This is a genomic window from Klebsiella sp. HMSC16A12, assembly GCF_001808265.1.
Classification (GTDB): Bacteria; Pseudomonadota; Gammaproteobacteria; order Enterobacterales; family Enterobacteriaceae; genus Klebsiella; species Klebsiella pneumoniae.
The window spans coordinates 14,895-27,918 of the sequence record NZ_KV792522.1 but is presented as its reverse complement, the minus strand read 5'-3'; the positions used below and the strand labels follow the sequence as shown (position 1 = coordinate 27,918).

General features: G+C 51.1%; 14 protein-coding genes and 1 pseudogene. 14 read left to right on the top strand and 1 reads right to left on the bottom strand.

Annotated features, from left to right (window positions below; all coding sequences use genetic code 11):
• Nucleotides 1-13: 13 nt before the first annotated feature.
• The 14 genes and pseudogenes from gpM (at nt 14) to HMPREF3140_RS01005 (ending at nt 10,304) form a co-directional block, all read left to right on the top strand.
• Nucleotides 14-871 (top strand): phage terminase small subunit, encoded by an 858-nt coding sequence (gpM, locus tag HMPREF3140_RS01070; protein WP_023287465.1) that lies wholly within the window; start codon nt 14-16, stop codon nt 869-871.
• Nucleotides 872-983: 112 nt separating this feature from the next.
• Nucleotides 984-1,499, top strand: a complete 516-nt coding sequence (locus HMPREF3140_RS01065; protein ID WP_004213109.1) for a head completion/stabilization protein — start codon at nt 984-986, stop codon at nt 1,497-1,499.
• Nucleotides 1,499-1,699 (top strand): tail protein X, encoded by a 201-nt coding sequence (locus tag HMPREF3140_RS01060; protein WP_004131559.1) that lies wholly within the window; start codon nt 1,499-1,501, stop codon nt 1,697-1,699. Before HMPREF3140_RS01065 ends, HMPREF3140_RS01060 begins: the two co-directional genes overlap by 1 nt.
• On the top strand, nt 1,690-1,974 hold the full coding sequence (locus tag HMPREF3140_RS01055; RefSeq protein WP_004213110.1) for a hypothetical protein: 285 nt from the start codon (nt 1,690-1,692) through the stop codon (nt 1,972-1,974). Before HMPREF3140_RS01060 ends, HMPREF3140_RS01055 begins: the two co-directional genes overlap by 10 nt.
• Nucleotides 1,971-2,516, top strand: coding sequence for a lysozyme (locus HMPREF3140_RS01050; protein WP_023339943.1), 546 nt, complete (start codon nt 1,971-1,973; stop codon nt 2,514-2,516). The genes HMPREF3140_RS01055 and HMPREF3140_RS01050 overlap by 4 nt, the downstream gene beginning before the upstream one ends.
• A gap of 186 nt (nt 2,517-2,702) precedes the next feature.
• Complete coding sequence (locus HMPREF3140_RS28035; protein ID WP_157835119.1) at nt 2,703-3,038, top strand: Rz1-like lysis system protein LysC; 336 nt, start codon at nt 2,703-2,705, stop codon at nt 3,036-3,038.
• Nucleotides 3,039-3,506, top strand: a complete 468-nt coding sequence (locus tag HMPREF3140_RS01040; RefSeq protein ID WP_023328065.1) for a phage tail protein — start codon at nt 3,039-3,041, stop codon at nt 3,504-3,506.
• A pseudogene (locus tag HMPREF3140_RS01035) lies at nt 3,503-4,138 on the top strand (phage virion morphogenesis protein). The gene HMPREF3140_RS01040 and the pseudogene HMPREF3140_RS01035 overlap by 4 nt, the downstream one beginning before the upstream one ends.
• The gene (locus tag HMPREF3140_RS01030) at nt 4,135-4,719 is read left to right on the top strand and encodes a phage baseplate assembly protein V (RefSeq protein WP_031593575.1); all 585 of its coding nucleotides are present in this window, start codon (nt 4,135-4,137) and stop codon (nt 4,717-4,719) included. Before HMPREF3140_RS01035 ends, HMPREF3140_RS01030 begins: the two are co-directional and overlap by 4 nt.
• On the top strand, nt 4,716-5,066 hold the full coding sequence (locus HMPREF3140_RS01025) for a GPW/gp25 family protein (protein ID WP_017898624.1): 351 nt from the start codon (nt 4,716-4,718) through the stop codon (nt 5,064-5,066). Before HMPREF3140_RS01030 ends, HMPREF3140_RS01025 begins: the two co-directional genes overlap by 4 nt.
• 1 nt (nt 5,067) lies before the next feature.
• Nucleotides 5,068-5,991 (top strand): baseplate assembly protein, encoded by a 924-nt coding sequence (locus HMPREF3140_RS01020; RefSeq protein WP_070552805.1) that lies wholly within the window; start codon nt 5,068-5,070, stop codon nt 5,989-5,991.
• A complete protein-coding gene (locus tag HMPREF3140_RS01015) occupies nt 5,981-9,010 on the top strand; it encodes a phage tail protein I (RefSeq protein ID WP_070552804.1) in 3,030 nt (1,009 codons plus the stop codon). Before HMPREF3140_RS01020 ends, HMPREF3140_RS01015 begins: the two co-directional genes overlap by 11 nt.
• A complete protein-coding gene (locus tag HMPREF3140_RS01010) occupies nt 9,007-9,222 on the top strand; it encodes a hypothetical protein (protein WP_031593568.1) in 216 nt (71 codons plus the stop codon). Before HMPREF3140_RS01015 ends, HMPREF3140_RS01010 begins: the two co-directional genes overlap by 4 nt.
• Complete coding sequence (locus HMPREF3140_RS01005) at nt 9,207-10,304, top strand: phage tail-collar fiber domain-containing protein (RefSeq protein ID WP_070552803.1); 1,098 nt, start codon at nt 9,207-9,209, stop codon at nt 10,302-10,304. Before HMPREF3140_RS01010 ends, HMPREF3140_RS01005 begins: the two co-directional genes overlap by 16 nt.
• 185 nt (nt 10,305-10,489) lie before the next feature.
• Here HMPREF3140_RS01005 and HMPREF3140_RS01000 read toward each other — a convergent pair whose 3' ends face one another.
• Entirely contained in the window at nt 10,490-12,931 is a 2,442-nt protein-coding gene (locus tag HMPREF3140_RS01000; RefSeq protein ID WP_175437599.1) for an SIR2 family protein, read from the bottom strand.
• Nucleotides 12,932-13,024 lie beyond the last annotated feature (93 nt).

Genomic DNA, 13,024 nt, shown 5'->3' with positions numbered 1-13,024 from the left:
GGAGAATGAACCCATGCTGACACCGGCACAAAGACACTTTCAGAAGGTCATGGCAGAGAGGCGGGGCATCAGTGATGAGCGTGACGCGGAGACGCGCACCGCGCATGAGCAGATCCTCTTTCGCCTGCATATGCATAAATCTTCGCTAAGCCAAATCCAGTCCCGCCAGGCGAAGGCCGCTGTAAAGGCCAGCATCCTTCCTGAGTTTCAGGGATGGATTGACGGCACGATCGAGGGCGACAGCGGGCGCGCGGATCCGGTCATCACCACGCTGATGGTGTGGGCGGTGGACTGCTCCGACTATGCGCTGGCGCTGCGTATCGGGCGCTATGTCGTTAAGCATGGCCTGAGCATGCCGGATGACAACTATCGCCGCCCGGCACCCACGGTACTGGCCGAGGAAATCTGCAATCCCATTCTGAACCTCGCCACCACGGACGCCGGAGCCGATTTGTCAGGCTATATCCCCATGCTGGACGAGCTGGCCGAAATTGTGGCTGACAGTGATATGCCGGATGAGGTCCGCGCGAAGCTGTGCAAGGTGAGGGCGTTTTGCCGTCGCGACACGGAAGACGCGGAAACCAAAGGCGAAGCGCTGAAACTCTTCCGGGAAGCCATGAGCCTGAACCCGGGTGCCGGTGTGAAACGGGAGATCGCTTCTCTGGTCAGCGCTTTGAAAAAGGCGCCGCAGACCAGCGCGGCAAGTGGTGATGCGGAAGATGAGACTTCATCCAGCGATACAGCAGCAACCGAAACACCCGCAACAGAAAAAGCAACACGAACGCGCAAGCAGACGAAAACGGCGGCCGGCACTCAAAAAGCCACCCGCAAAACGGCGGCAAAAAAGACAACGAAAACCGCCACAAAGTAAACGCCTGAGCGTAATGAACTGGCCCCGCGCCACAGGCGGCGCGCCCGGCGATCTGCCCGTAATGCGGTCTTTTTACCGGACGCCCACCGCCTGACCTACCGGAGAAACGACGATGAGTTTTATCGCACAGCGCCCCGTCAGACCTGCTGAAAGTGATGTGACAGACGTGGACGACGGCGGCGCACAGATTGCCATCGGCACTTTCTGGCCGACGGTAAAACTCCACGATCTGCGCCTGGCTGCCCGCATCGCCGGTGACATTACAACATCCCGATTAATGCATATGGCAACGGAGGCCGCGCTGCATGTCGCGGATCAATTGAAGGACTGGCGCAAGCAAAGGGAAGCGGAAGGTGCGGAATCTCTGGCCTCTGTGCTGCTGACTTCTGTCGGTGAACCTGTCGAGCAGATTAACGGCGAAAGCGCAAAAGTTTACCGCTTCCGGCGTGCGGTCTACTCCTTCACGCGCGCCAGTGTTCTGGAGGGTTACAGGGATGTTGGCACCACGCCAAAAGGTGACAAAGACGCCGAAGCCCTGGACAGGCAAATAGATGATCTCTGGCGGGACGGACGCTGGAGTATCGCTGACATTCGGGAAGAAGCCCGTATCTATGCGGAGCTGTTCTGATGAAAGTCAGGGCGTTGCAAAACGACACGGTTGATCAGCTCTGCTGGCGTCATTACGGCAAAACCGCAGGTGTCACGGAGAAGGTGCTCGAAGCCAATCCGGGACTGAGCAACCAGATATTTTTGAATGCCGGGCAGGAGATCGAAATGCCCGTGATAACCAGCGAGGTGGAACGGGTAACCGTCCAGTTATGGGAATGACTCTGGATCGTATTAACGAATATTTTGCGTTTGCAACATCCGCCCTGGTGACCGGCGTGGGCGTGATGACCGTCAGCGAAAAGCTGGCGCTGGCTGGACTTCTTCTGGGGATTGTTTCCGCCGTCCGGCTGGCGATTCACCGCCGCCGCATTGAGCAGGCCAGCCAGCGCCGTAACGATTTGATCGAGCAGATTCTCCGCCAGGCGGAAACTCGCAATCTGTCGGACCGCGAGCGGCAGTTGCTGGAGCAACTGCACGGAGACAAACCTGCATGAAGAACATCATCAAAAAATGTTCGATTGCGGTGATTGTGGCTCTGGGCATTTCGCTGGCGCCCGGGAGCGTCAGAACGTCGAAAGAAGGGCAGCAGAAAATTGCAGGTTGGGAAGACTGCCGCAGCACGCCTTATTACTGCACGGCGGGTGCTCTGACCATTGGTATCGGCTCCACGGGCGGCGTGGAAAACCGCGAATACAGCAACCAGGAAATAGCGCGACGCTGGATCAATGATCTGCAACGGGCAGAAAACTGTATTAATAACAATTTTCACGGCGCCGACATGCCTCAGCTCACCTTTGAGGCCATGACTGATGCCGCCCTGAATCTGGGCTGCACCGGGCTGATGTGGTTCACCGATAAAAACGGACGCAAGCAGAGGACCACGATCTGGAAGCATGCCCAGGCCAGACAATGGCCGCAGATGTGCAACAGGCTGACTGATTTCGTCAATGTGGGCGGTAAGCGCTCCGCCGGCCTGGTTAACCGGCGCAATGATTTTAAAGCCTGGTGCCTGCTGGGCCTGAGTACGCCGTCATGAGGGCGGGCAGTGTGATTGTGATGCTTGTCCTTCTGGCTGCTGTCTGGTGGCAGACCGACCAGCTGAGCGAGGCCAGGACCCGCAACAAGTTGCTGACCGAAACGGCGACCGGTTACGACCAGGTTATTCAGGAAGTGAAGGCGACCGCCATACAAACCCATAAGTTACTGGCAGAGGTAAAAGTCCGTGAGCAACAGCGTAATGCAGAAGGGGAGCGACGACGTGAAGCAATGCAGACCGCGTTCAATGGTGACACGTGCGCTGTTACTCCTGTGCCTGACGCTGTCAGCCGCAGCCTGCAAAAACGCACCGCCCGCGCCGATCATTCAACTGGTCCGTGAACCCGTCCCGGAGAGCCTGACCGAAGAGACGCCACGCCCGGCGCTGGATAAGCCAGTGACTTGGGGCGCGGTGGCGATATTCAGCGACAGGCTGATGGATGCGCTTGATGCCTGCAATGCTGACAAAGCGGCGATCCGCCAGTGGGACAGTCTGCGCCAGAACACCCGAAAGGAGCCATAAATGCTGAAGATAAACACACTCCGCGCCGCCATAGAGAAAGCAAATACCTGGTGCCGGGCGAACCCGGAAGCCTGGACGGTGTTTGTTGAAGAGGGTGGCATTGAAACTACCGGTGAAACGCCGTCGTTCATGTATCGCTATTCTCTGGTGCTGTTCGTCATGAACTACGCCGGGAGCATTGACGACTTCACTCTGCCGCTGATGGCCTGGCTCTGGTTTAATCAGCCCGATCTGCTGCTGAACCCCGATAAAAACCAGCAGATTAAATTCACCACACTGATTAACAACGATGACACCGCCGATCTGATGTTTGAGTTGCCGGTGCGTCAGCGGGTACTGGTACAACTGGATGAAAACGGTGTGCCGTATGCCGAGCATTTGCCAGAGCCGCGCCCGCGCGTGCTGGCACCCCACGCCGCAGGCTGGGGGCTGGTATTTGAAGGCATGCTTCAGGAGGCCGGAACGTGAGCGATCGCATGTTCAGAGAGCTGGATCAGGTCTTTCAGGACATTCTCGACGGCGTCAGCCCGGCGGGACGCACCCGTACCGCGCGCAAAATTGGCCTGGCAGTGCGCCGTAGTCAGCAGCGTCGCATCGCGTCACAGAAAAACCCGGACGGCAGCGGCTATGCCGTGCGCCGCCGTAAGGTTTACCGCACCCAGTAGGGGATCAAGTTCTTCTGGAATAACGAGGTGCGGGCGCTGAAAAACTGGCGCGGCGGGCGCGGTAAATATGGCCGGACAATCACGGGTTTTGACGAGAAGCGCCGGGATATCCGCACCTTCTACCGGGCCGATATCGAGCGGTATCTGGAAATCAAAACGCAATCAGCTACGCATTCAGAGACAAAAAAAGCACCGATGTTTACCCGCCTGCGCACCCTGCGTTTTATGAAGCTCAGGCCGGACGCGGGCGGCGTCACCGTAGGATTTGACGGCATCGCTGCGCGCATTGCCCGTATTCACCAGTACGGCCTCAAAGACGAGGTTGGTCCGGGCGCTTACGCGCAGTACCCGGCGCGTGAACTACTGGGCATAACTCCGGCAGACCTGAGCGCTACGGAAAACGCCGTTATCAGCAGTCTGGGCGGTGCGTCATGAATGCTGAGCTGATGCGCCTGCTGGAAAACATTCTGCGCCTGGGCGTCGTGGAACAAATCAGCGCCGACAAGAAAGCGGTGCGCGTTCGCTCCGGCAGGCTGCTGACCACTTGGATCCGCTGGAACGTCACCCGCGCAGGGGCATTCAGCATCTGGCTGCCGCCCTCGATAGGGGAGCAAGTCTGGATCGGTTGTCCGGGCGGCAACCCTGAAAACGCGTTTGTGATTGGCTCTGCATACAGCGCAGATAATCCGCCAACGGGCAGCAACCTGCTGGAAATCAGCATCACCGCACCGGATGGCGCGCGCCTGCATTACGACGCCGCCGATGCTGGAGCACTGTCCGTGACCGGTATTAAAACCGCGCATATCCAGGCAGAGACCCGCGTCACGCTGGACACACCGGAGGTGGAATGCACAAACCACCTCAAAACACGCACTTTCGAACTGACCCACGGCGGCACGATGGCCGGTGATGTGACTCACAGCAACGGTGCGTTAACGTCCAACGGTGTCCAGGTTGACAGCCACGGTCATGGCAGGGTTCAGACCGGCGGAAGCTGGACGGAGGGCACGCGATGACAGCCAGTTACACCGGGATGAACCCGGAAGGCACCGGCGCGCTGACCGATCACGATCAGCTCTGGCAGTCCGTGACAAAAATCCTCACCACGCCAACAGGCTCGCGTGTGATGCGCCGGGAGTTTGGCAGCGCGATCCCTGATTTGCTCGATGCGCCGCAGAACGCCGTCACCCGCATGCAGCTGATGGGCGCCGCCGCTATCGCGCTGGCGCAGTGGGAGCCGCGGATCAGCCTGACCACCGTCAACGTGGTGTTTTCAGAAACAGGCGCAGTGACCGCCGAGCTGAGCGGGACCATCACGGAAACCATGACAGAAACCAGCAACACCATCAGGTTAAGGAGCTAGTGTGCAAACGTCCGTCGATTTATCTCAGATCCCGCAGCCTGATATCGTCGAGGTGCCCGATTTTGAAACGGTGCTGGCTGATATCCGGGCGCTTATCGTGGCGGCCATGCCTGCGGAACTTCAGGCTTCTGTGTCTGCTGCGCTGTTGCTGGAATCTGAACCGATGGCGGCACTGGCTCAGGCCTTCACCTATCGCGAGATCCATCTGCTGCAACGCATCAATGAAGCCGTGCGCGCAGTGCTGCTTTCCAGCGCCCTGGGGGCGGATCTCGATCAGGTCTCGGGTAATTTTGACACTGAACGTCTGCTGATTACTGAAGCCACCGACGAGGCGGACGCCGTATACGAAAGCGACGAAGAGCTGCGCGGCCGCACGCTGCTTTCATGGGCTCGCCTGAGCACAGCGGGCGCCAGAAATGCCTATCACTACTTTGCGCGCGGGGCTGATGCGGATGTACTCGATGTTCGCGCCTATGGTCCGGAGACACACGACCTGGAGGGCCGCGTTTTCCTCTACGTGCTGTCACGCACCGGGGATGGATCCGCCCCGCAGGCGCTGCTCGATAAAGTCCTAGCGGCGGTAAACCCGGAAGACGTGCGCCCGATTACGGATTATGTGGCTGATTACGTCCGTTCCGCTGTGATAGTGAATTATCAGGTGGTTGCTGACATTTACGTCCCTTACGGCGTGGACACCGCCACGGTGCTGGAAAAAGCCACCGCAGCACTGAACGAATACACCGCCTCAGTGCATCTTATCAACGCCACCGCTGCACGGTCGGGCATAGACGGGGCTTTGCATCAGGACGGCGTTGTCACCGTCGATTTGCATTCACCGGCCGCCGACGTCGTTGCGACGATGGGCGAAGCGCCTCATTGCACCTCTGTGAAAATCAATCTTGTGGTGATGGACTATGACCGCTAATTATCCCGCCAGCATTCTGCCACCCAACGCAACCGCCGTGGAGCGGGCCATCGACAGGGCCAGCGCCGCCGCACTGGAGAGGTTGCCGGTATATCTGATCCGTTGGGTGAAGGATCCTGACAGCTGCCCGCTGGCGCTTCTGCCGTGGTTGGCGTGGGAATACCAGGTTGATACCTGGAATATTAACTGGTCAGAACAAAAGAAACGCGATGCGATTAAGCGCGCCCACTATATCCACCGCCATCGCGGGACGGTCGCCGCCGTCCGTCATGCCCTGGTGGACAGTCCTTTTGGGACGGATATTGTTGAATGGTTCAATCAGAATCCGAAAGGGGATCCGTATACCTTTCGCCTGAACGTTTATCAGAACGATTTGCCGGTGACGGAATACGACCAGCAGGATCTGAAACTGGCGGTGCTGCGCGCCAGGAACCTGCGCAGCTGGTTTTCCGTTCATGTATTTGGCCGACTTCAGGGAACCTCATATGCGGCCGGTTACATGTACGCCACGGAGAAAATCACGCCGCGCTTTGTCCCGTTGCAGGTGATTTTATCCCGCTACGAGCTGAATCTGGCCCCTGGTGACGCGGAAACGGTCACGGTGACCATCCTCCCTGAATACGCGGAAGATAAAACCTTTACGGTAACCACGTCGGATAAAACAATCGCGACTGCCCGAATTGTCAACGGCGCTATTCTGGTTACGGGCGTGAAGCGGGGCACCTGTTCGGTCACCGTCACGACGACTAACGGCGTCAGCGCGGTGATCAACGTGAAAGTGGTCGCGGTGATGAAGTTCATCACCCGCATCGACAATGCAAGCCGTCCGTTGTTCTACGTGCGCATGGATGAGGATTTCACTATTGATTATGGCGACGGAACAGACAGCCGGGAATACCGTTTTGATGCTGCCAGTGCTGTGTACGGCTGGGTTATTCCGACGCGTGACGTTGTAGAGGGAGAAGAGTACACAATAACGGTTAAGAACACAGAAACCGCCAGTTTCCAGCGCACGTCGGGTAACGTTTCAGTAACGTTGAACCCCGTGCAGGAAATCATTCTTTTGACGGGAGAAAGGGACAATCTTGTTTCTTTCGCGAGTGGCGCAACTGGCCTTTACAAGGTCCACGCCGGGGCTTTTGACGATCTGCCAAATATCCAGAAATGTACCTCCATTTTCCGGGGCTGCTCATCGCTGACTGAACTACCAGAGGGTTTATTTGCGCGGTTTACTGGTGCCACAGATTTCTCGGCGGCGTTTTATGGCTGCACGGAACTGGCTGCTGTTCCTGATGGGCTGTTCAGCGAATTATCTCAGGTGACGCTATTCACCTCAGTGTTTGAGAACTGCACACGCCTGCTAAGTGCTGGCAAAAACACATTCCGGGACTGTGCTGCTGCGACGCATTTCACCAGTGCGTTTTCGGGATGCACATCCCTTATTGATACCGGGACGGGCATTTTTGACGGGTGTGTCAGTGGCAATAACTTCGGTTATACCTTCGATGGATGCCGTGCGCTGACAACATTGTCAGCAGATTTATTCAGCGATGTGCCTGGTGGCGTCTTTACGGCGATTTTCAGAGGCTGCACGGCGCTGACGCAGCTACCGCCGCGCCTGTTCCGCCACTGCCTGGAAGCTACGCATTTCGGCGGGGCATTCAGTGGATGCACGCAACTGCTTTCTGTACCTGATGAATTCTTTAAGGATTTACCCCTGGTTAACCATTTTGGAACCGTTTTTTCCGGCTGTTCTTCACTGGTAAAAGCGGGAAAAGCTGTGTTTTCTGGCTGTGCGCTTGCGCAAACATTTTCCTCCGCTTTTTACTATTGCCGTGTTCTGGAAGAAGTGGGCGATGATATTTTTGAGGGGTGTGTCAGTGCAACTACCTTTGCCAGCGTCTTCAATAGTTGCACTGCATTAACGGCGCTACCGTCGTTTGTGGACTGTAACAAGGCAACGAGCTTTGACCGGGCTTTCTATGCCTGTTCTTCACTGACAGCCGTCAGAGCAGAGGCCTTTGCAGGTAAATCACTGGTTACGACGTTCTATTATGCATTCACCCAATGTACATCCCTGAAAAGCATCGGGGCCGGGGTATTCCGTGACTGTAGTTCCCTGACTGATCTGACCTATACATTTATGGGCTGCACGGCGCTGGTATCGCTGGCCGGGGATATGTTTGCAGGATGCAGCAAAGTGACGAATATCACTGGCCTGTTTAATCAGTGCTCGGGCCTTGCCGTACTGCCTGAAAAGCTGTTCAGCGATCTGACCTCTCTGACGGCAATGGGGAGCACCTTCCAGGACTGCACCGCGCTGGCCGCGCTGCCGTCCGATCTGTTTGCGGGTTGTGTCAACCTGACCTCCCTGACGCTGACGTTCTCCGGCTGTACTGCGCTGGCGGTATTGCCTGCTGATTTACTGAAACATAACACCCTGCTGATCAGTGCCAGTTCTACGTTCTACGGCTGCGCGGCGCTGGTGAGCATTCCGTCGTCGTTGTTTGCATCGTGCCCGCTTATCACCGCATTCGGCGCAACGTTCCAGAATACCGGCGTGGTGGAAATACCGGAAAATCTGTTCAGCGGCAATCCGCTAGTGACGGCCTACGGCCAGACCTTCAGGGGATGTAAAAACCTGCGCTCAGTGCCTGCCGGTCTTTTTGTCGCCAGTATCAACGCCACGACATTCACTAATGTGTTTGCCGAGTGCATCGCACTGGAAGAGGTCGGGCCCGGTCTGCTGAATAACTTACCGGCCACGACAATCGGCTACCTGTTTGACGGCTGCGTGCAACTGAGAACTAACGTCAGCACGATATTCAATCTCGATAGTTATTCGACGATTGTCACCACGACGGCCACATTCAGGGGATGCTCTGCCATCACGGGTAAGGGCCTGGAATTTATGGGCAAGGTGCCAAACGTCACGGCGCATTATTACGCGTTCTACAACTGTACCAGCCTGGACGATTTCGCAGATTTACCCGGTAACTGGATAACGAATAAATTATGAAAACATTCAATCAAATTAAAAGCCTGATCGGATTTTGCCAGACCGATGAATTTTTCCTTGAATACCTGCAAATGCTCCAGGCTGCAGGAGTTATTCATCCCGTTGAAAGCGATATTGATAGCGACAGCAAAACCGTCAGTGAAGATTTTTACAATCGCCTTGCCAGTGTGTATGGCATTGAAGCAGAGGAAACACTATGGCAACAGGACTGACACTAACGACGGCGGGCGCCGCTGAAATCGAGGCCGCGTATCAGGCGGGGGAGGTCGTGGATATTACCGCCGTACTGATCGGCGATGGTGGCGGCGTGACATTGCCAACCGAACCCGATGACCTGGCGGCGGTGACCGCGCTTTTTGGTCAGTTTGGCCGTGAAACCTTTGATTCTGATTCAAGCTATGAGGGGTTTATCAGCGGTCAGATTGTTATTAACTGCCGGGATTATCCGGGTAAGACGCTCAAAGAGGCTGGGCTGGTTAGCGCTAAAGGTACGCTCATTGCTTACGGCGCATACCCGGCGACATACCTCCCGGCGCAATCTGATTCCATCATCAAAGAGATCATTCTGACGCTGGTGCTGACGTTGACCCATACTTCAAGTGTGCAGCTTGTTATCGATCCGGCGCTTGCCACACTCACGCAGGAAACGGGTGATAAACGCTATCTGCGGCGAGCACAAAATCTTTCTGATTTAAACGATACCGAAGAGGCCCGGGATAATCTTGAACTGGGTAACTCAGCCACGCGGGACGTGGGCACCGAGGCGGGAACGGTAGCTGCGGGGGATGACTCACGCATTACCGGCGCACTGCAAAAAGAGAAAAACCTGTCCGATCTGAGCAATCCATCAGAGGCGCTAAAGTCGCTGGGGCTGGACAGCGATGGAGCGGCCTTTAAGGCAATTGTTGACGCTATGTTTTATGTTGGGATCATCATTTCAGGCGAAAAAAGCCCAGCAGAGTGTTTCCCATGGCAGACGTGGACGGATTTAAGCGAAACCTTCGCTGACAGGATGGTGCGTATTGGTTCGCAGTATGGTGTGACCGGCGGCAATAACAAGGTAAAACTCGAAGCTGATAATCTGCCACCGCACTGGCATCGTTCTGGTGACAGGTCCCCAGGAGCCACATGGGATCCAGATTCTACTCATGGGACCGATAATCAGAAAAGTGGTCCATTAGCTCTCACTGAAGGAACCTACATTGATGTGACTGGCTTGAAAGAATCATCAAACTCAGCGTTTGATGTGACTAATGAATATGTGTCGTTGGCTATGTGGAAGCGCGTACAGTAATAAATATTTTACAACATTATAAGCAAGGGGAAAGTTGTTTTAGCAGTATGTTTTAAATTAGATGGTTGGTTTTAGAATAAGCTGGAGAGCTAGTTAGGTAAATAAAATCATCAACAATAAGGTTGCAGGTATTCACGTTGCCTGGTTTTATAAGGCGACGTGAATGTTTTAATTATATTTTATAATTATTTCTGTCTAAGGTTTACTATTTTAGTAATATGTTCTGATGCTAATGCCTTAATGTTTCTAATTGTTTTGTTCTTAGCAGAACGTGGTTCTTCTCTTTCCAATTTATCAATGTCGTCTAAAACTCTTTTAAATGCATATTCAAATGTGGTCTTATTCTTTGGTGATAAATCTGAATAGATAACATCAAATACGTCCCTATATAAATGTAGTTGTCTAAACTTATGAATATCGTTATCGACTTTGCACAATTTAGCATGTGCCTCTTCAAATAATTTAAATCTATCTATAGTTTGTAAATCTAGAGTTCTATCACTAGCTTTCATTAAATTAAGCCTGCTAGACTGTACATCTATATGCTGGGTGTGGTAAGAGAGTCTATTATTTGCTAAGTTATATGATAATCCAAAAAAACGCTCTGTTCTAACATAATCGTTATAAGTTAGCATTGCCATGCCATATTGAAGCCAGTAATGAGGGTCTTCTTTTATTATTGGAAGGGCTCTTTTTAAATTTTCATAATATCTGATAAGATTTGTTTTAATCCCAAGAGGTGGGAGTAATCTTTCTACAATCGAAAACCGCAGAATGGCTTTTTGCAACTCTCTTCTTTCGTGTACATCATGTTTCGTATTCCCCAATAACTCGACGATATTTAATAACTCATCAACTATGTAATTAGACTCGAAGATATGTGTTATGAAGCTAAGGGAAAATAAGCTGGACTTTGTTGAGGCTTGATTTTTTTTAATTCCAAAAAACTCAGTAAAACTTTTGTCTTTGATCAATTTCAAATCATATATGGCTCTGTTTTGCGCTATCTCCGATATGAGGCTTTTGGTTAGTGGAAGGTCAAGAAAAGATAGCAGACATATGGTAAAAATGGTTTTTTTATAATCTTTGTTTTCCAAGAGAGAAAATGTGTTACTTTTTATTTTAGAAATAATTACAGGTGAGTTAATTATTCCTAGTAGGATTAATGATATTTGGTTTTTATATTTCCTGTCAATTAATCTGATTTTATGATCTTCCATCAAGGAAGCATTATCTCCCCACAATCCAATATTATCAATGATTTGTATCAGCGAAACCACTTCGTCATGGTCTAGTTCATCGATTTCAATATTAGTGAAGTTCAAATTGTGAAATTTAAACTTCGAGAAAAAGTATTCATGTGAAGAGGTTCTTGAGGCTAGAATTAATGTTATTTTGGATGATTTCAATCCGTCAATAAAATTTAGTAAATCTATATATTGTTCGTAAGAGTCAAATATTAATATAGATTGCCTCGTTGATTTGGATAAAAATTCAATGTCATGATAAGTATTATTATTCAGGCTATTTATGTAATAAACGTCATGTGAGTTTTGCGACAAAACAGAACAGAGTATTTTTAGGAAAATAGTTTTTCCATTTCCAAGTTCTGATGTGATTAATATATTTGCGTTGTTTTTTACTAACTCAAAAGCTTGATTTAATTCTTTTCTGAATATCAGAATCGGGGCAGACCGTTCGTTGCTTTTGGACTGAAAGTAATCCACAATTGAATTATCAATATCTCCAGTTAGTAAAAATCTATCTACATCAGTATCTGTTATATTCGACTTGGATGGCCGGTAATCATATTGATTCAGAACTCGAAGTTCAAACTCTACATCATCAGGTATATAACCTTTAAAAAGATCAGCAAATCCTGATGTTTTAATTGGAAGAACCGTTCCAAATTTTTCGAATGTGTATAATGTTCTTTCATCAGGTAAGTCATAAGTAATGAAGTAGACTTTATCTTTTACTGTGGTTTCATCCAGTAATATTTTTTTTACTTCAATGTCGTATAAGGAATAACCAATAAATATTATTGCACTTGCTTCCTCGAAATCCCTCTGCATAGGGTAAAACCATTGAGAACTCTCGATTGAATCGGAAGACAAATATGAAGATTCAGAGAGTTTAAAGCTAGTGTTCAGTGTATCAATACTTAAATTTTTTAAAGAGCCGTTTATGTGGATACAAAGGTTATCTCTTTTTAATTCAACTAAACTATCATTTGATATGTCAATTGTTGCATAATCTATACTTACGTTTTTAGCCGCTTGCTCAAAACATAGGTCATAATTGGTTGTGTAAACTCTTTGCCAAGGGAGCGCTGATATTATTTGATGATGTTCTTGAACATCCTTAACAGTAAATGTACGTCTTAAAAGTTTTACTAATTCTTCACCATATCCATCTGAAATCACTCTGTCGGAGGTGTATTTCAGATCATCAAAAGAATTCATATTGTTTATTTTAGCTATATTTGTTGCTAAGATTGATGCTGTTGGAAGCGAGTCTTTATTAAAATCTACTGCATCACAAGAAAATCCTGAGCCCAAGAAAAGCACAGCTCTTCTAGAGCTAACTTTTCTTAATAATTCGTTTATAGTATCTTGGCTAACCATGCTTTCCCCCATTAGAATGCTAAACTATTTATAACAGCTTACTAAACGACTATGTTCACTCATGTATAACGAACAATAATCTTAAAGTTACTA

Coding starts and splice junctions, on each gene's coding strand:
- gpM (WP_023287465.1), top strand. CDS start 14: ATGCTGACACCGGCACAAAGACACTTTCAGAAGGTCATGGCAGAGAGG.
- HMPREF3140_RS01065 (WP_004213109.1), top strand. CDS start 984: ATGAGTTTTATCGCACAGCGCCCCGTCAGACCTGCTGAAAGTGATGTG.
- HMPREF3140_RS01060 (WP_004131559.1), top strand. CDS start 1,499: ATGAAAGTCAGGGCGTTGCAAAACGACACGGTTGATCAGCTCTGCTGG.
- HMPREF3140_RS01055 (WP_004213110.1), top strand. CDS start 1,690: ATGGGAATGACTCTGGATCGTATTAACGAATATTTTGCGTTTGCAACA.
- HMPREF3140_RS01050 (WP_023339943.1), top strand. CDS start 1,971: ATGAAGAACATCATCAAAAAATGTTCGATTGCGGTGATTGTGGCTCTG.
- HMPREF3140_RS01040 (WP_023328065.1), top strand. CDS start 3,039: ATGCTGAAGATAAACACACTCCGCGCCGCCATAGAGAAAGCAAATACC.
- HMPREF3140_RS01030 (WP_031593575.1), top strand. CDS start 4,135: ATGAATGCTGAGCTGATGCGCCTGCTGGAAAACATTCTGCGCCTGGGC.
- HMPREF3140_RS01025 (WP_017898624.1), top strand. CDS start 4,716: ATGACAGCCAGTTACACCGGGATGAACCCGGAAGGCACCGGCGCGCTG.
- HMPREF3140_RS01015 (WP_070552804.1), top strand. CDS start 5,981: ATGACCGCTAATTATCCCGCCAGCATTCTGCCACCCAACGCAACCGCC.
- HMPREF3140_RS01010 (WP_031593568.1), top strand. CDS start 9,007: ATGAAAACATTCAATCAAATTAAAAGCCTGATCGGATTTTGCCAGACC.
- HMPREF3140_RS01005 (WP_070552803.1), top strand. CDS start 9,207: ATGGCAACAGGACTGACACTAACGACGGCGGGCGCCGCTGAAATCGAG.
- HMPREF3140_RS01000 (WP_175437599.1), bottom strand. CDS start 12,931: ATGGTTAGCCAAGATACTATAAACGAATTATTAAGAAAAGTTAGCTCT.